Source organism: Macrococcus psychrotolerans (genome assembly GCF_038095555.1).
GTDB lineage: Bacteria > Bacillota > Bacilli > Staphylococcales > Staphylococcaceae > Macrococcoides > Macrococcoides psychrotolerans.
In genome coordinates, this window is sequence record NZ_CP124591.1 from 1,273,901 (window position 1) to 1,291,984 (window position 18,084).

Genomic DNA, 18,084 nt, shown 5'->3' on the forward strand with positions numbered 1-18,084 from the left:
CTCAACCTTTTCAACATTTATTTAGCTAATTTCAACAATTTTTACTCGCATTTCATTACCGTTTGGAAGCGGCACGTTCACTTCATCGCCAACTTTTTTACCAAGTAACGCTTTAGCAATTGGCGATTCATTAGAAATCTTACCTTCAAATGGATCAGCTTCTGCGCTACCGACAATCTTATATGATTCTTCTTCATTTCCAGGTACTTCTGCAAATGTTACAGTTCGACCGATTTGTACCTCTGACTTTGAACCGTCATCTTCAATGATTACAGCATGACGTAACATCATTTCGATTTTTGTAATTTCCTGTTCAACGAAACCCTGCTCATCCTTTGCTGCATCATACTCAGAGTTCTCAGACAAATCACCGAAGCTACGCGCAACCTTAATTTTTTCTACAACTTCAGGACGACGTACTGTCTTCAAATGTTCTAATTCAACTTCTAATTTGTCAAAACCTTCTTGTGTCATTGGGTACTCTTTTTGCATTTCCATAAATAATCCTTCTTTCCTAATTCTAAACTTGAATTAATGATTGTATTTTTGTTGTCATTATATCGATTGCAACTGAATTACTTCCACCTTCTGGAATGATAATATCAGCATATTTCTTGGTTGGCTCGATAAACTGATTATGCATCGGTCTTACCACCGTCAAATACTGATCGATAACAGATTCCATCGTGCGTCCGCGATCTTTAATATCTCTGACGATACGACGCAGTATTCTTAGATCGGCATCGGTATCTACATAGATCTTCACATCCATGAGGTCACGAAGATCGCTATTTTCCAGTGCAAAAATGCCTTCTACTATAATAACATCTTTTGGTTCAAATGTAATCGTTTTCTCACTTCTTGTATGATTTGAATAATCATATGTCGGAACTTCTACCGTCTTACCATTACGCAAATCTTTCAAGTTTTGAATGAGCAGTTCATTATCAAACGCAAAAGGATGATCATAGTTTGTTTTTAGACGTTCTTCAAAGGTGAGATGATCCTGATTTTTGTAATAGTAATCCTGCTCAATGAGAGCAACACTATATCCTTCTAGATTCTTTAATATCTTAGATGTCACGGAAGTTTTACCTGAACCTGATCCTCCCGCAATGCCGATAATCGTCGTTTTGCTCATCAGTTCAGTTCCTTCCTCATCATATTCATCGGATAGACCGGATGATCTACTTTAATTTGTACAATTTGTAACGGGTGGCGGGCAGCATCTAATACATTGCCCTCTTCATCGACAATTTCAGTTACAACTTGTCTGAAATTTTCAATTTCCGGACCGAAAAATTCAATTTCCTGACCTGGTTTAAAGTTATTACGTTGCTGAATGGTCGCAATTTGAGTTGTTTCATCATAATCTAGTACTAAACCACAGAAATCATACGGTGTTTTCTTAGATTGCTCGTGTCCAAACATCTGCTCTTCAAATCCTGGTACACCTTCAAAGAAAGCAGAGGCTGTATCACGGTTCGCACATTTATCAAGCTCGACTAACCATTCTGGATCAATCTTAAAGTTTTCCGGGTCATTGACATAAGCATCAATGACCTTACGATAAACGGATACAACCGTTGCAATATAATGGATTGATTTCATACGTCCTTCAATTTTAAGTGAGTCAACACCGATATCAATCATCTTCGGAATGCTTTCAATAAGCTTCAAGTCTTTTGGACTCATTGCAAATGGTGTTACGTTATCTCCTTCATAAGCTACATCCAGTTCACCATCATTAACTGTAATAAGATCATAATCCCAGCGACAGCTCTGACAACAGCCACCACGGTTTGAGTCTCGTGCTGTCATATGGTTACTTAATGTACAGCGCCCAGAATATGCAATACACATTGCACCATGAATAAACGCTTCAATCTCGATGTCTATTTTCTCTTTCATTTCTTTTATTTCTTCTGCGCTAGTCTCACGTGCTAATACAACACGCTCTAACCCTTCAGATTTCCAGTACTCAACGGCTTTAACATTCGATAATGATTGCTGTGTTGATAAATGGATTTCTAATTTCGGTGCGACGCGCTTACACGTCTCAATAATTAACGGGTCTGCAACGATAATACCTGTTGCCCCAGCCCCTTCTAACTTCTGTAAATATTCTTCTAATCCAGGCATGTTCTCGTCATGAGCAATAATATTTGTTGTTATATATATTTTTGCACCATATCGGTTGGCAAATTCAACGCCTTCTTTGATTTCTTCTATTGTAAAGTTATCAGCATTAGAGCGCAGACCATACTCCTGTCCACCTAAAAAGACAGCGTCGGCACCGTAATGTACTGCTATTTTTAACTTTTCAAGGTTTCCAGCAGGCGCTAATAATTCCGGCTTTTTAATTTTTGGTTGCTGATTGATGATTTCCATTTCAGTTTTCATATTATCATTCCTTAATTTCCATATTAGTAAACAGTTTGTTTAAATAAGAATCCTTGATCAAGTGGACGATGTTCAGGCTGGATTTCTTCAATCATATCGATTAAATCAAACTTCGCATCATCATATAGATCAGGGTCTTCGTTAAATAGATCGATTGCCTGACGGTAAGCTCTCGTTACTGTCGTAATATAATCTTCACTATGCAATACACCGTCAATCTTAAAGCTATCGATATCTGCTTCAAGCAGCTCTTCTAATTCTTCGATGACGCAAATATCGTTTGGACTCATAATATGCGTTCCATTACTATCTTCAAAGATTGGATATTTATTATTACGCTCTTCATCATATAACAGCATGCTATCAGCTTGTGCTCTATTCTCTATCTTCATTACTTTATCTTGATACATAAAGTAGTTCCCGAGTAAATTACGTTTTGACTGGAACATACATGTCATTCCATGCACCTGCACTTCTATCTCAACATTCGCATGCGTTTTAATATTCATTACTTCTTCTAATGAGAGTTCGCGTGCTAGCACTGCGCGATTCGCGCCACGCTCACCCCAGTAATTGCATTGGAAATAATTAGTTACGAGCGTCTCTTGATTCCACTGTAATGGAATCGTATTTCCAAGTTCGCGTGCATACATGACAATCGCCGGATCACCGAAACTAATCGCATCAATGTCTAATGTATGCAGATACTTCATATAATCTTCAACATCATCTAAATGTTCATTATGAAATAATCCATTAACTGCTACATACACCTTCTTGCCATGTGCATGAATTTTCTCAGCAGCAAGTCTTACTTCTTCTCTATTAAATTCACCGGCAAGTCTTAATCCAAACTTTGACTCACCTATTAAAAATGCATCAGCACCCGCTTCAATTAATGCATCTATATGTAATAACGATTTTGGTGTTACTAATAATTCTGTCATTGTGTTCTCCTTTATTTCTTAATTGATATGCTCATGCCATCGCCGATATCAAGAAAGTTTGTATCATAATCCGGGTGTTCACTTAACCACGTATTATATTTTTCAATTTTACGTACCATCTGTTTTACATTTCTACTGCGTACAATTTCAATATTACCAACAAAATCATGATATAAAATGTTGTCCGTAATAATTAATCCCCCTCGTCTTACGAGTGGACTGTACAGTTCAAAAAACTTCATCGACTGTGCTTTTGCGGCATCGATAAACAATATATCATACTGTCTATCATTTACATCATGAAATGCTTCAAGTGCATCTTTGTATATCGGTCTAATCTGCTTCGTGTTAAACGTCTCAAAATTTAACAACGCTGTTTGATACATTGTTTCATTACGTTCGATCGTCGTAACATGAATCGCATCATCTACAGAAGCAAAATGCAAAGCACTATATCCAATTGCTGTACCTATTTCAAGAATAGATTGCGCTTTATGAATTCGAATCAACTGTTTAACAAATTCTACAGAAATCTTATCCATAATTGGCACTTCATTATCAATTGCATATTGAATTAACGTATCAATATCATTTACTGGATTTAAATTACTGATATATGTTGCTTCTTTAATCATCTAAACAATCCTTTAACGAAAAAATTACCAACCACACGGCTGGTAGTAGAAAATTTATTTTCAAAGTATTGTATCACATTTTAGTAGAAAATGTAATAGGTAATTCATTAACAAACGTTATGTATATAATTAAAATCCGGTCAATGACGAAAAGTCACCACCCGGATTTTAATTATTAATTTTCAACACTATCAATATGTTTATCTTTTTTCTCTAAATGTTCATCTAATGTTTTAGAGAAATAGTTTTTCCCGTCTTTATCTGCTAAGAAGTATAAATAATCCGTTTTCGCCGGGTTTAATACACTTTCCATAGACGCAGTACCGCTCGTTGCAATCGGTCCAGGTGGTAATCCTGTGTGAATGTACGTATTATAAGGGGAGTCCACTTTTAAGTCTGCTTCATAAGTTACTGCTTTATGCTTTCCAAGTGCATATAGTACAGTTGGATCTGTCTGCAGAGGCATTTCTGGATTTTCACCCATACGATTAATAAATACTGATGCAATTTTCGCACGGTCTGTTAATCCTGTCGCTTCACGCTCCACAAGAGAACTGAATGTTAAAAATTCATGGAAAGTAAGTTTCCTTTCTTTGCCTGCTTCAGTAATAATAATACCGCCATACTTATCCCATAAAGGAAAGGCATTATGCTCCATGGCAGTAAGCATCTTGTCAACAACTTGTTCAACCGTTGGGTTCTCTTCAGTAAAATCATACGTAGCCGGGAATAAATAACCTTCTAGAGGGGACTTGATATCTTTAGCTAATACTTCATCTGTAACTAACTTCGGATGCTTCTGCATCATCTTTTTAACAAAAGTTTTATCATTTACAGTCTTCATAAATTCTTCCTTAGAGATATCCGTCTTCTTAGATACGATATCAGCAATTTGATCCATCGTCATCCCTTCAGGCACATTCATCTTGAATAGTACAGGTAGATATACTTCACCTTTTTGTAAGCTCTTTGCGATTTGATCATAAGTCATTGAGGGTGAGAATTCATAATTCCCTGCCTGGAAGTTAGAAATATTATTAAACTTTAAATAATATTTGAACATCTTACTATTCTTAATGATTTTCTTTTTCTCTAACTTTTCTCCAATCATCGTTGCCGTTTCACCTGGAAGCACTTCAACTTTCGTTACCGTCTTATTTCCTGGATCCAGTGGCTTTTGACTTGCATTAAAATATATAAAGCCTGCAATACCTAATACAACAGCGCCTAATAAAATAATACCAATGATAATAGAAGAAAGAAGTTTAGAGAACGTCTTTGAATCTCTAATTTCTTTGTTCCTGTTTGTCATCACAGTCTCCTTCTATTATTCTCCATCAAAGTTCGTATTTACAACTTCTTCAATCATATCCCACTCTTCATCTGTTTCAACTGGTAGTAATTTACCACCTTCACCGTCTTCACTAGGCTCATTAATCATAGGAATTAATTCAATTTCTTCTTCCTCATCTGCGCCTTCTTCAGCTAAGATAATGTATGTCTTCTCAAATTCAGGGTGATAGAATTCTAATAGTTTACGGTATAATACTTCGTTACCTTCTTCATCAAATAATGTTAATAGCTCTTCTTCGTTATTAATATCTAATGTTCCTTGGTTTAATTCATTGTTTTCTGTCATGTTTATCATCCTTTTCTATTTAGAGTTAAGATAACCTTGCAGTATAAATACTGCTGCCATCTTGTCGATTACTTGCTTACGTTTCTTACGTGATACATCGGCTTCAAGCAAACTACGCTCAGCACCAACTGTAGAAAGTCGCTCATCCCACATGATGATATCAAGTTCAGGACAACTTGACTTTAACATTTCACTAAAGTGCAGTGATGCCTCTCCACTTGGACCAATCGTGTTATTCATATTTTTAGGGAGTCCGATTACCGCCGTAGTTACATTATTTGTTTCTATTATTTCTTTAAGTGCTTCAATTCCATAATCTTCATTCGCTTCATCGATACGGAGTGTTGTTAAACCTTGAGCAGTCCATCCCATAGCATCACTAAGAGCGACACCTATAGTCTTTGAGCCGACGTCTAGTCCTATTGATTTATGCATTGGTTTTCTCTGAATTGATATAACTTGATACAAGTTGTTCCATAATTTCGTCACGGTCTAATCTGCGAATTTGATTACGTGCATCATTATGTCTAGGAATATAGGCTGGATCACCCGATAATAAATAGCCAACAATCTGATTAATCGGGTTATATCCGCGCTCTTCCAGCGTATTGTAGACATTTAATAATACGGTGCGAACTTCTTCTTTGGGTAAGTCTTCGATGTTAAATTTCATCGTCTTGTCAAATTCCACTTGAAACACTCCTTTTAGTATGACCTGATACACATTCATCATACTATAGATAACATTTTAATTACAATTGATTAATGTAACTATTAACGAATTGTAATGCTTTCGTAACGTCTTTAGGGTTCGGCGCTCCGCCTTGAGCTGAATCTGGGCGTCCGCCACCTTTACCTTCAGTTTCCTGTGCCACTGCTTTAATTAAGTCTCCTGCTTTAACTTTATCCGTTAAAGCCTTAGGAACGCTCGCCATGTAGCTTAATTTATCTGTTGCAGCGACTAGGAAGATGACTGCATCTTGTACTTTCGATTTATAGTCATCCATAAGTTCTCGTAACATTTTAGCGTCTTGTACTTCTACTTCAGTACTTAACACTTTTATGCCATTGATTTCTTTAATATTATCTGAGATATCACCCATCTTTAAAGCAGAGATTTCTTTATTCAACTGAACAATTTGTTTTTCTTGCTCTTTCATCACTGAAGTTATCTCATTTACTTTTTCAGTTAACTGTTCTTTAGCTTTTACTTTTACAACTGGCAATAACGTATCTACTGTATCCACAAACTCAGATAAGTAATTAAATGCTGCTTTACTTGTAACAGCTTCAATACGGCGAACACCTGCGCCTGTTCCAGATTCGGATACAATCTTGAACAATCCAATTTCACCTGTATTACGGACATGGACACCTCCACATAGTTCGATAGAATAATCACTCATTTCAACAACACGTACAATGTCCCCATACTTTTCACCGAACAATGCCATCGCACCTTTTGTCTTTGCTTCATTAATCGGCATCTCGTTGATTTCCACATGTATGTTCTGCCAAATTTTTTCATTAACAATTTGTTCAACTTTTGCAATTTCTTCTTTTGTAACAGGTCCGAAGTGCGAGAAGTCAAAACGTAAACGCTCAGGCGTAACTAAAGATCCTGCCTGATTAACGTGTGTGCCTAACACATCTTTTAAGGCTTGATGCATTAAATGTGTTGCACTGTGGTTTTTAATGACGAATGTTCTGAATTCTGCATTCACCGCTGCTTTCACTGCAGATTTCGTTACTTTACCAAAACGCACTGTACCTGTGTGTAAGTTTTGACCGTTCGGTGCTTTCGTAACCTCTGTCACTTCAATTTCAAAACCTTCACCTGTAACAATACCATTATCTGCAACTTGTCCACCACTTACAGCATAAAATGGCGTTTCTGCCATGACGAACTGCACATCAGAACGGTCGTCTGCTTCTTCTACTTCAACACCATCCTGTAATAATGCAGTAATGACAGTATCCGTCGTTAATGTATCGTAACCGACAAACTTACTGTCAACTTTAATATTCGATAACACCTCATTTTGTACTTGCATACTTTGTGTCTTCTGACGTGCTTCGCGGGCACGTGTACGCTGGGCTTCCATCGCCACTTCAAAACCTTCATGATCAACTTTCACGCCTGCCTCTTCAGCAAGCTCTTCCGTTAATTCAACAGGGAAACCGAATGTATCATACAGTTTGAAGACATCTTCACCCTTTAAGACATTGTCAGAAGCTTTAGCACTATCTTTAAGTGCATTGAACTGCACTAAACCTTCTTCTAAAGTTTCATGGAAACGATCTTCTTCAGATTTCACGACTTTCTTGATAAAATTCTTATTCTTATCAACATCAGGATAATATGGTTTCATAATGCTAGCTACAATGTCAACAAGCTCGTACATGAACGGTTTATTAATATCAATCTTCTGTGCAAAACGCACCGCACGACGTAATAAACGACGTAACACATAGCCTCGACCTTCATTTGAAGGCAATGCACCATCTCCTATAGCAAAGCTTACCGTACGAATATGATCAGCGATGACTTTGAATGCAACATCATCTTCTTTATTATCGCGATATTTACGCCCTGAAATTTGTTCTGTTGCTTCGATAATCGGCATAAATAAATCTGTATCATAGTTTGTCGGAACATCTTGAGAAATAGACGCCATACGCTCTAATCCCATCCCAGTATCTATATTCTGCTTTGGAAGCGGAGAATACGTATGATCTGGATTATGATTGAATTCAGAAAATACTAAGTTCCATACTTCTAGATAACGCTCATTCTCTCCACCCGGATACATTTCTTCAGCTGGATCATCTTGACCATAGCTTTCTCCACGATCATAGAAGATTTCAGTATTTGGTCCACTTGGTCCTTCACCGATATCCCAGAAATTACCTTCAATACGTGTGATATGGTCATCTGTTAATCCGATATCATTGACCCATAAATCATATGCTTCTGTATCTTCCGGATGAATCGTTACATATAACTTTTTAGGTTCAATGGCCATCCATCGCTCGCTCGTTAAGAATTCCCATGCAAATTCAATCGCTTCTTTCTTAAAATAATCCCCAATCGAGAAGTTCCCGAGCATCTCAAAAAATGTATGGTGACGTGCAGTGAATCCAACATTCTCAATATCATTCGTACGAATCGATTTTTGTGCGTTCGTAATTCTTGGATTACGTGGAATCACACGTCCATCGAAGTATTTCTTAAGGGTCGCAACACCCGAATTAATCCATAATAATGTATCGTCATCAATTGGCACTAATGGTGCTGATGGTTCAATCATATGACCTTTCTCTACAAAGAAATCTAAATACATCTGTCTTATTTCTGCAGCTGTTAAACGTTTCATCTTATCTTCTCCTCTAGTTAAAAAAATACACGCTCTCCCTAAAAAAGGGACGAACGTGTTCGCGGTACCACCCTAGTTATGACAAAGTCATCACTCATTCGTTATTCACTTACAACTATTAAAGTAGCTTCAGCAGACGTACATCATATCTCTCACCAGCCGATATGTCTCTATAAAAGTACGGTTTGCTTACTCACCTTTAAAGTATATTGAATTACATAAATTATAAAAAAATAAGCAGTAATCGTCAACTTATAAAATCATATGGTGTAATGCCTTCCATGTTGATCATCGGATCAACGAGATGCATATTGTCTTCTGTCATCTCACCAACATTGAATGGCAATATGTTTCCATCTGAATTAACATGCTGTGTATCATCCGCTTCATCTGTCTTAAAATATTCGATAAGGAACTGATAGAAGCTTGTAAACCTTGCGTTACCGATACGCTTTATCCCTTCATTAAAAGCCTGTATATCTCCACAAAAAATAAGTGATTGTTTCGCACGCGTTAATCCGGTATATAGTATATTCTTCTGCAGCATTCTGTAGTACTGATTGACAACCGGCATGATTACTATCGGAAATTCCGAACCTTGAGACTTATGAATAGAACAGCAGTATGCATGCGTAACTTCCATTAAATCTGCTTTCGTATACGTTACTTCACTACCATCATAGTCAACAATCACAACATCTTTGTTTAATGCATTCTCAGCTGCCATAAAGATGCCGATAACTTCTCCGATATCACCATTAAATACGTTATCTTCAGGTCGATTGACAAGCTGCAGAACCTTATCACCCGTTCTGAAACAAACATCTCCAAACTGCAGTTCACGCTTGTTTTCATCACTTGGATTCAATATTTCCTGCAGCACTTTGTTCAGCGCACGTATACCTGCTGGTCCTCTATATATCGGTACGAGTACTTGTATGTCACGCATATCATACCCTTTACTCACAGCACTACGCACAATTTTCTCAATCACATCTGGTATTTGATTGCTTGAGCACGGGATAAAGCTTCTATCGTTATAGCGTTTCGTAATATCAAATGGTTCATTACGCTTAATTTGGTGTGCAAGTTCAACGATTGATGAACCTTCCTGCTGCCTGTACACTTCGTTCAACTCAATCTGAGGCATAATTTGTGCATCTATCATATCCTTAAATACTTGCCCCGGACCGACCGATGGGAGCTGGTCCTGGTCACCGACAAATATAATCTGGGCATCGTTTGGTACAGCCTTCATCAATTGAAACATGAGCCACGTATCAACCATTGACATTTCATCAATAATGACCAGTTTCGCTGTAATTTCGGTTTCCAGCACATCGTCCGGTTTATTTTCTTTCGTCCATCCAATTAACCTGTGTATCGTCGTCGCTTCAAGTCCTGTCGATTCCTGAAGACGCTTCGATGCACGACCAGTTGGTGCTGCGACGACAATAGGATAGTCCTGTCCGTCGTAGTCATCATAATCGAGACTTAAGCCATGCAGCTCGGCATATAAATTCACAATACCACGCACTACCGTTGTCTTTCCTGTACCAGGACCCCCCGTTAGAATCATCAGCTTAGCGTTCATCGCCGTAACAAGTGCATCTTTCTGACGTTCTGCATAGCTGACTTCAAACAAGGTTTCCAGATCCCCAATTGCCATCAACACTTCTGACTGTTCGAATTGTTTCACCTGATCCTTATGATTCATTAATCGATGCAATATTTGTACAGCTTTTGTTTCAGAATAGAATAGACTCGGGATATAGATGTTCTTCTCATGTTCAACGAGCTTATGTTCCTCTGTCAGTTCAGTGAGTGCGATAACGAGACGATCAGGATTGACTTTACTGCCATTTTTCGTCAGTAGATTGAAGCTTGTTTCAAGTAATACCTGGTCTGGAATATATGTATGTCCATTCTGGTTAGAGGCTTGTTCTATCGTAAACACGAGCGCTGCTTTCAGACGTTCTGGGTGATTGTTATCGATACCGAGTTTCCCTGCCAGTTCATCCGCCTTATTAAATCCGATACCTTCAATATCCATCACGAGTTGATACGGGGATTCATTAATCACCTTTAGCGTATCGTCCTTATAGAACTGATAAATCTTCATCGCAAGCTGTGGCCCGAAACCAAATTCATTCAGTCGAATCATAATCTTCTCGATTGCCTGATTATCATGAATCGTACTATAGATTAATTCTTTCTTCTCATCTGATAACTTCGGCACCTGGTCAAGACTACTTTTATCATCAAGAATAATGTTCAGTGCATCTTCACCAAGTACTTCTACAATCGTTCTCGCTGTTTTCTTACCGACTCCTTTAAACAGATCACTTGATAGATAATGAATAATACCGTCACGCGACTGTGGCATATCCTTCTCGAATTTATCCGCCTGTAGCTGCTTTCCGTACTTCGGATGCGTTACAATCTTACCGGTAAAAGTATATGTATCACCTTCAGCAATTTGCGGAAGGTATCCTGTAATCGTAGCATCATCATCGAAATCTTCATTTGATTCAATCACTTCAGCTTTCAGCACAGTATAGAAATTATCATTGTTATAAAATAATATTCTCGTTATTGTCCCTTTTACAAAGGATTGCTCAAACAAAGTCATATTTTCCAATGCTACTCCTCCTTAAGTAATTCGAATTGCTTAACAGCGTGACCAGCAAGCATATGATCCGGACTCACCATTAACACACGCTTAAACCCTTCAATCGCTTTATCTGCATCTTCATCAATCATATATTGTGCAAGCGTTAAATTATATAACGCATCCGCATGAGACGCGTCCTGATCCATTACACGCTGTAGCATCTCGACAGCGTCACCATACATACTAAGTTGACACATCACGAGACCATATTGGAATGCAATCTCAATATCTGCATCATTTAGCTCATGTGCACGCATCAAATACGGCAATGCGCTACTCATCTCACCTAGATTAACGAACGACATACCGAGCATATAATACGTATCCGCATCCTGCAGCTCATACGCTATCGCCTTCTGATACAACTTCACCGCTTCATCAAATCGTTCAGCATTATAATAAATATTGGCTAAGCCGTAATAAGCGCCACCATGCTCAGGATTAACAGTGATCGCCTTCTGGAAGAAACGCTCTGCCTCTTCAAGCTTACCTGTATCAAACAAGATCGTACCAACATTAATATAGTGCGTCACCTCTTCAGGCTCAGACTCAATTGCTTCAAATAATAACTTTAACGCCGCTTCATACTTTTTATTCTTAATTAATTCCATTAACTGATTATCATCCATTGTATAACCTCCAAATACTACTATTATATCAAACTATAAAAAAAGAAGACAAATTGTCTTCTAATTCTGTACTACATATTCTAACTGTCCTGACGTCTTATATACATCGTCAATTGTTGCACCGCCGAGACACACTTCTCCGTCATAAAACACAACAGCTTGACCCGGTGTAATTGCACGCACAGGTTCTGCATACGTTACCTTAATTGTGTTATCATCAATTTTTTCAACTGTAACTTTCGTATCTTTCTGACGATATCTGAACTTCGCAGTACATTCAAGTGGCGTCGTTAAATCAACAGGATTTACAAACGATACATCAGATGCGATTAAATAATCACTGTATAACGCATCATGATCAAATCCCTGCTCAACATATAAAACGTTATCCTTCAAGTTTTTACCTACGACAAACCAAGGATCTCCGTCTCCACCGATACCTAATCCGTGTCGCTGTCCAATCGTATAGTACATTAAACCGCTATGTGTGCCCATCGGTTTACCATCCAACGTCTGCATTTCACCGTTTTGTGCTGGTAAATATCCACTTAAAAATTCTTTAAAGTTTCGCTCACCGATGAAACATATGCCCGTAGAATCTTTTTTCTTTGCTGTCGCTAAATCATGTTTCAAAGCAATTTCACGCACTTCAGGCTTTTGCAGATGTCCAAGTGGAAACATCACACGTGAGAGTTGTTCTTGCGTTAACTGGTTTAAGAAATATGTCTGATCTTTATTGTTATCGACGCCGCGCAACATTTCTACACCGTCTTCTGTATGTCTTACTTGCGCATAATGACCGGTTGCAACATAATCCGCACCAAGTTTCACTGCGTGCTCAAGAAATGCTTTAAACTTAATCTCTTTGTTACACATCACGTCAGGATTTGGTGTACGTCCCTTTTTATATTCATCTAAGAAATACGTAAACACTTTGTCCCAATATTCCTGTTCAAAGTTCACTGCGTAATACGGTATGCCGATCTGGTTACATACACGAATCACATCTTCATAATCTTCAGTCGCTGTACATACACCAAATTCGTCCGTATCATCCCAGTTCTTCATAAAAATACCGATAACGTCATACCCTTGTTCTTTCAGCAGTAAAGCTGTAACAGAACTGTCAACGCCACCACTCATTCCTACTACCACTTTTGTTTTACTGTTATCCATGTTATCAATCCTTAATTATTATATATTTCCTGTATACTTTGTGCGATAAATTCAATTTCTTCTTCTGTCATTGTGTACGAGAAGCTAAAGCGAACGGACTGCTTCGTACGCTTATCCTCACCATACATTGCTGTGAGGACATGTGATGGTTCGATACTGCCTGCTGTGCACGCTGAACCGCTTGATACATATACACCAGCCATATCAAGACGCGTTAACATAATCTCTACATCACTAAACGGAAAGTAAAGATTAAGAATGTGAGGTAACTGATTGTTCAAGTCGCCATTTACTTCGAATGGAATATCACGTTCAGTTAATGCATTAATAAAGTGCATCTTTAAATTAACAAGTTTCACATTGCGTTCTGTCATGTTTTCATGTGCTTCTTTAATCGCCTGTGTCATCCCAAGAATATAAGGGATATTCTCCGTTCCTGCACGACGCTTCGTCTCCTGAGACCCTCCAAGCTGCTGATATTCTAAATCCACACCTTGTTTAACATAGAGTAAACCAACACCTTTAGGTCCATATAATTTATGAGCAGTTAAAGTGAACAAATCTATGTTCAATGCACGAAAATCGAGTGGCATATGACCGACTGCCTGTACGCCATCCGTGTGAAATAATGCCTGATGCCCATATAATAGTTCACCTATTTCATCAATCGGCTGTATCGCGCCGACTTCATTATTGCCGGTCATGATTGAGACGAGTATTGTATCGCTTCTTAACGCATGCTTCAGATCTTCAATATTAATCACACCATGACGATCGACCGGTAAGTACGTCACTTCAAATCCTTCTTGCTCTAACTTATTGAAGACATGCAGTACAGCGTGATGTTCAACTTGAGAAGTAATAACATGCTTCCCCTTATGCTGATGACGATATGCCGCTCCTTTTATTGCTGTATTATTTGATTCAGTAGCGCCACTCGTAAAGATAATCTCTTTCGCATCGACATTAAATTCACGTGCGATATTTCGACGTGCATCATCTAACAATTTTCGTGCTTCACGACCTACTGTGTGAATACTTGATGCATTACCAAATTGTTGAGTAATCCCATCATATATCACTTGTGCTACAGTTGGTGATACATGCGTCGTCGCAGCATAATCTGCATAAACTTTCATATTGAACATCCTTTCTATTTTTTCAATAACTTATATTAACACCCTTTCTATAAAAAAACTATAAGAACAGCTTCATTGTATAAAATATATCACTTAAAGCAAATTATTATTCATTGTTTCTGACGAAGTGTTAAAATAGCGATACATGAGAGAGTATTAGGAGGAATAACATTGGCAAATATTAAAGTACCTGTTTCAATATTAAATTTAGCACCTGTTAGAAAAGGTTCAACAAATAAAGAAGCAGTAGAACAAATGACAGCACTCGCGCAACTCGCTGAAGAACTCGATTACAGAAGATATTGGATAGCAGAGCATCACAATACACCGAACTTAGTAAGTTCTGCAACGAGCATATTAATCGGTCACGTATTACAACATACGCAGACAATCGAAGTTGGTTCTGGTGGTATTATGCTTCCAAACCACGCACCACTTGTTGTTGCCGAACAGTTCGGAACCCTCGCAACAATCTATCCGAACCGTGTAAGTCTAGGATTAGGACGTGCACCTGGAACAGATATGATGACTGCAAGTGCATTAAGACGTGATAGACACGACAGTGTCTACACATTTCCTGATGAAGTGAAAGACTTATTGCAATACTTTGGACCAGAAGAAAAACAAGGCTACGTCAAAGCATATCCAGGTGCAGATACGAACGTTCCTATCTATATATTAGGATCTTCAACAGATTCTGCACATCTAGCAGCGCGATTAGGTCTCCCTTATGCTTTCGCATCACACTTTGCACCAGAACAGATGAAAGAAGCCATTCAGATATACAGAAATTTATTTACACCTTCTGAATATTTGAAAGAACCATATGTTATGGTCGGAACAAATGTTATCATCGGAGAAACAGACGAAGAAGCAGAATACCTGGCAACAACGATGCACCAGATGTTCTTAAGCATTATCCGAAATACACGCATTCCGATGCAGCCACCTGTAGAAAATATGGATGCACTGTGGAGTCCGCAAGAGAAATTGATGGCCATGTCACGCACAGCGACTGGATTTATCGGTTCTGAAGAGACAGTGAAAGCACAGCTGGAAGCATTTCAAGAAGAATTTAATGTAGATGAGTTTATCGCTGTAAGTTATATATATGATATTGATAAACAGCATGAAAGCTATCGTAAGTTTAAAGCACTAACATCATAATTTAAAACTCCCGGATCATAGATCTGGGAGTTTTTTAGTGTTATATGTGGGGGTGATGTTTTGGGTGGTCGCCCTGACACTTGTAGGTGGCGAACTTTCACGATGTTCGGCATCTAGTCCTTCCAGGTGGTCGCCCTGACACTTGTAGGTGGCGAACTTTCACGATGTTCGGCATCTAGTCCTTCCAGGTGGTCGCCCTGACACTTGTAGGTGGCGAACTTTCACGATGTTCGGCATCTAGTCCTTCCAGTTGGTCGCCCTGACGCTTGTAGGTGGCGAACTTTCACGATGTCCGGCACCTAGACCTTCTAGGTAGCCGTCCTGACGCTTGTAGGTGGCGAACTTTCACGATGTTCGGCATCTAGTCCTTCCAGGTAGCCGTCCTGACGCTTGTAGGTGACGAACTTTCACGATGTTCGGCACCTAGACCTTCCAGGTGGTCGCCCTAAAGCTTGTAGGTGACGAACTTTCACGACATTCGCCATCTACTCCCTATCACAACATAGAATCAAACATTACAAAACATTATATATAGAACATATACCCTTCTATCGGACTGCTTTCTTTATAATGCATTAAGTCATACAATGTCGTTTCATCAAGGACTTTCTTCACCGCATCACGAATATCAATCCATAACTGTTTCTGTGCTGGCGGTTCATCTTCAATGCCCTCAACTGGTGTAATCGGTCCTTCTAACAAACGAATAATTTCACTCGTTGTCACTTCTTTCGGATGTTTCATCAACTTATAACCACCACGTGCACCACGTACACTTTTAATGAGTCCTGCATTTCTAAGTGGTCCAACAAGTTGTTCTAAATATAAGTCACTTAAATGATTTTCTTCTGCAATCGTTTTTAAGGATACAGTTTCACCTTTATCATATCGTTTCGCGAGCGATATCATTAACGTTAAACCATATCTTCCTTTAGTTGATATTTTCATTATATAGATGCTCCTTTTCAATAAATCAATTTTATCACATTTTTATGTAAAATAAGGTACACTTTATATGAAAAGGGGAGGATTTTTTGGAACCATTAGCATATAGAATGAGACCGAATACGATTGATGATATCATCGGACAGGCACATCTCGTCGGTCCCCGTGGCATTATTAGACGTATGGTTGAGTCGAAACGTTTATCCTCAATGATATTATATGGACCTCCCGGCATTGGCAAGACAAGTATCGCACAAGCCATCGCTGGAAGTACAAATGTTAAATTCAGACAATTAAATGCTGTAACAAATACTAAGAAAGATATGCAGCTCATCGCTGAAGAGGCAAAGATGAGCGGTCAAGTCATATTATTACTGGATGAAATTCATCGACTCGATAAAGGAAAACAAGATTTCTTGCTGCCGCATCTAGAAAAGGGCAGTATTATACTGATTGGTGCAACGACGAGCAATCCATATCATGCTATTAATCCTGCCATTCGTAGCAGGACACAAATTTTCGAACTGTACCCACACGGTGATAAAGAAGTAAAGCAGGCGCTGACGCGTGCTTTAAATGATGATGTGAATGGGTATGGTAAAAAAGATGTTCAAATTGATGATGATGCAGTTTCCCACTTTGTCCAAAGTGCTGCCGGGGATATCAGAACTGCACTCAATGCACTGGAACTTTCAATTTTATCTGCACAGGATGACCCTGTTCATATTACTTTACAGGATGCGAAAGATTGTCTGCAGAAACCGAGTTTTAATTTCGATGCAGATGGGGATATGCATTACGATATAATGAGTGCATTTCAGAAATCCATTCGTGGTAGTGATGTTGATGCAAGTCTCCATTATCTAGCACGCCTGATTGAAGGTGGAGACTTACCGACAATTGCGAGACGTCTGCTCGTTATCAGCTATGAAGACGTTGGACTTGCCTCACCAGGTCTTTGGTGCAAGAACCCTCGCTGCGATAGAATCTGCAGAACGTCTAGGCTTTCCGGAAGCACGTATCCCACTCGCACAAGCTGTGATTGAATTATGTTTAAGTCCAAAATCAAACTCTGGTATCAGTGCGATCGATCACGCACTAAAAGATGTTAAGAGCGGTAAAGTCGGTGCGATACCAAAACATTTGAAGGATGCACATTATCAAGGTGCCAAAGACTTAGGAAATGGTGTTGATTATAAATATCCACACAGCTTTGAAAGTGGCTATGTCGTGCAGCAGTATTTACCTGATACATTAAAGCATAAGCACTATTACGAACCAAAAGCAACGAGTAAGTCAGAGCAGCAGTTCAAACAGATTTATGACAATATAAAACGACAAAAGCGTTAATCG

At 38.6% G+C, this 18,084-nt stretch carries 16 protein-coding genes and 1 pseudogene; 2 read left to right on the forward strand and 15 right to left on the reverse strand.

The window, feature by feature from the left end:
• Positions 1–21 precede the first annotated feature (21 nt).
• From greA to QA539_RS06610, 14 genes are all read right to left on the reverse strand, one after another.
• Positions 22–498, reverse strand: a complete 477-nt coding sequence (greA, locus tag QA539_RS06545) for a transcription elongation factor GreA (RefSeq protein WP_012657154.1) — start codon at positions 496–498, stop codon at positions 22–24.
• Between the two features lie 22 nt (positions 499–520).
• Entirely contained in the window at positions 521–1,141 is a 621-nt protein-coding gene (gene udk, locus QA539_RS06550; protein ID WP_219492257.1) for a uridine kinase, read from the reverse strand.
• Positions 1,141–2,403: a peptidase U32 family protein gene (locus QA539_RS06555; protein ID WP_219492260.1), complete on the reverse strand. Its 1,263-nt coding sequence runs from the start codon at positions 2,401–2,403 to the stop codon at positions 1,141–1,143. The genes udk and QA539_RS06555 overlap by 1 nt, the downstream gene beginning before the upstream one ends.
• A gap of 23 nt (positions 2,404–2,426) precedes the next feature.
• Positions 2,427–3,350, reverse strand: a complete 924-nt coding sequence (locus QA539_RS06560; RefSeq protein WP_219492263.1) for a peptidase U32 family protein — start codon at positions 3,348–3,350, stop codon at positions 2,427–2,429.
• A gap of 11 nt (positions 3,351–3,361) precedes the next feature.
• On the reverse strand, positions 3,362–3,985 hold the full coding sequence (locus QA539_RS06565; RefSeq protein ID WP_283721911.1) for an O-methyltransferase: 624 nt from the start codon (positions 3,983–3,985) through the stop codon (positions 3,362–3,364).
• A gap of 175 nt (positions 3,986–4,160) precedes the next feature.
• Entirely contained in the window at positions 4,161–5,297 is a 1,137-nt protein-coding gene (mltG, locus tag QA539_RS06570; protein ID WP_241427439.1) for an endolytic transglycosylase MltG, read from the reverse strand.
• Between the two features lie 15 nt (positions 5,298–5,312).
• A complete protein-coding gene (locus QA539_RS06575) occupies positions 5,313–5,624 on the reverse strand; it encodes a DUF1292 domain-containing protein (RefSeq protein ID WP_099482913.1) in 312 nt (103 codons plus the stop codon).
• 15 nt (positions 5,625–5,639) lie between these two features.
• Positions 5,640–6,059 (reverse strand): Holliday junction resolvase RuvX, encoded by a 420-nt coding sequence (gene ruvX / locus QA539_RS06580; RefSeq protein WP_219492272.1) that lies wholly within the window; start codon positions 6,057–6,059, stop codon positions 5,640–5,642.
• On the reverse strand, positions 6,052–6,297 hold the full coding sequence (locus tag QA539_RS06585) for an IreB family regulatory phosphoprotein (protein ID WP_241427516.1): 246 nt from the start codon (positions 6,295–6,297) through the stop codon (positions 6,052–6,054). The genes ruvX and QA539_RS06585 overlap by 8 nt, the downstream gene beginning before the upstream one ends.
• Before the next feature lie 79 nt (positions 6,298–6,376).
• Positions 6,377–9,001, reverse strand: a complete 2,625-nt coding sequence (gene alaS, locus QA539_RS06590) for an alanine--tRNA ligase (RefSeq protein ID WP_419894996.1) — start codon at positions 8,999–9,001, stop codon at positions 6,377–6,379.
• Positions 9,002–9,248: 247 nt separating this feature from the next.
• Positions 9,249–11,642 (reverse strand): ATP-dependent RecD-like DNA helicase, encoded by a 2,394-nt coding sequence (locus QA539_RS06595; RefSeq protein WP_283721913.1) that lies wholly within the window; start codon positions 11,640–11,642, stop codon positions 9,249–9,251.
• Between the two features lie 2 nt (positions 11,643–11,644).
• Positions 11,645–12,304, reverse strand: a complete 660-nt coding sequence (locus QA539_RS06600) for a tetratricopeptide repeat protein (RefSeq protein ID WP_219492277.1) — start codon at positions 12,302–12,304, stop codon at positions 11,645–11,647.
• A 60-nt stretch (positions 12,305–12,364) separates the two neighbouring features.
• Positions 12,365–13,480, reverse strand: a complete 1,116-nt coding sequence (gene mnmA, locus QA539_RS06605; RefSeq protein WP_219492280.1) for a tRNA 2-thiouridine(34) synthase MnmA — start codon at positions 13,478–13,480, stop codon at positions 12,365–12,367.
• Positions 13,481–13,491: 11 nt separating this feature from the next.
• Positions 13,492–14,619: a cysteine desulfurase family protein gene (locus QA539_RS06610; RefSeq protein ID WP_101140268.1), complete on the reverse strand. Its 1,128-nt coding sequence runs from the start codon at positions 14,617–14,619 to the stop codon at positions 13,492–13,494.
• A gap of 171 nt (positions 14,620–14,790) precedes the next feature.
• Between QA539_RS06610 and QA539_RS06615 the strand changes: the two genes are divergently transcribed.
• Positions 14,791–15,786, forward strand: coding sequence for an LLM class flavin-dependent oxidoreductase (locus QA539_RS06615; RefSeq protein WP_419894997.1), 996 nt, complete (start codon positions 14,791–14,793; stop codon positions 15,784–15,786).
• A gap of 525 nt (positions 15,787–16,311) precedes the next feature.
• On the opposite strand, the gene cymR is transcribed toward QA539_RS06615, so the two are convergent.
• Positions 16,312–16,734 carry a cysteine metabolism transcriptional regulator CymR gene (cymR, locus tag QA539_RS06620; RefSeq protein ID WP_012657169.1) on the reverse strand — a complete coding sequence of 141 codons (423 nt, stop codon included), beginning with the start codon at positions 16,732–16,734 and terminating at the stop codon, positions 16,312–16,314.
• A 107-nt stretch (positions 16,735–16,841) separates the two neighbouring features.
• Here cymR and QA539_RS06625 point away from each other — a divergent pair.
• A pseudogene (locus QA539_RS06625) lies at positions 16,842–18,081 on the forward strand (replication-associated recombination protein A).
• Positions 18,082–18,084: the final 3 nt, after the last annotated feature.

Coding starts and splice junctions, on each gene's coding strand:
- greA (WP_012657154.1), bottom strand. CDS start 498: ATGGAAATGCAAAAAGAGTACCCAATGACACAAGAAGGTTTTGACAAA.
- udk (WP_219492257.1), bottom strand. CDS start 1,141: ATGAGCAAAACGACGATTATCGGCATTGCGGGAGGATCAGGTTCAGGT.
- QA539_RS06555 (WP_219492260.1), bottom strand. CDS start 2,403: ATGAAAACTGAAATGGAAATCATCAATCAGCAACCAAAAATTAAAAAG.
- QA539_RS06560 (WP_219492263.1), bottom strand. CDS start 3,350: ATGACAGAATTATTAGTAACACCAAAATCGTTATTACATATAGATGCA.
- QA539_RS06565 (WP_283721911.1), bottom strand. CDS start 3,985: ATGATTAAAGAAGCAACATATATCAGTAATTTAAATCCAGTAAATGAT.
- mltG (WP_241427439.1), bottom strand. CDS start 5,297: ATGACAAACAGGAACAAAGAAATTAGAGATTCAAAGACGTTCTCTAAA.
- QA539_RS06575 (WP_099482913.1), bottom strand. CDS start 5,624: ATGACAGAAAACAATGAATTAAACCAAGGAACATTAGATATTAATAAC.
- ruvX (WP_219492272.1), bottom strand. CDS start 6,059: ATGCATAAATCAATAGGACTAGACGTCGGCTCAAAGACTATAGGTGTC.
- QA539_RS06585 (WP_241427516.1), bottom strand. CDS start 6,297: ATGAAATTTAACATCGAAGACTTACCCAAAGAAGAAGTTCGCACCGTA.
- alaS (WP_419894996.1), bottom strand. CDS start 9,001: ATGAAACGTTTAACAGCTGCAGAAATAAGACAGATGTATTTAGATTTC.
- QA539_RS06600 (WP_219492277.1), bottom strand. CDS start 12,304: ATGGATGATAATCAGTTAATGGAATTAATTAAGAATAAAAAGTATGAA.
- mnmA (WP_219492280.1), bottom strand. CDS start 13,480: ATGGATAACAGTAAAACAAAAGTGGTAGTAGGAATGAGTGGTGGCGTT.
- QA539_RS06610 (WP_101140268.1), bottom strand. CDS start 14,619: ATGAAAGTTTATGCAGATTATGCTGCGACGACGCATGTATCACCAACT.
- cymR (WP_012657169.1), bottom strand. CDS start 16,734: ATGAAAATATCAACTAAAGGAAGATATGGTTTAACGTTAATGATATCG.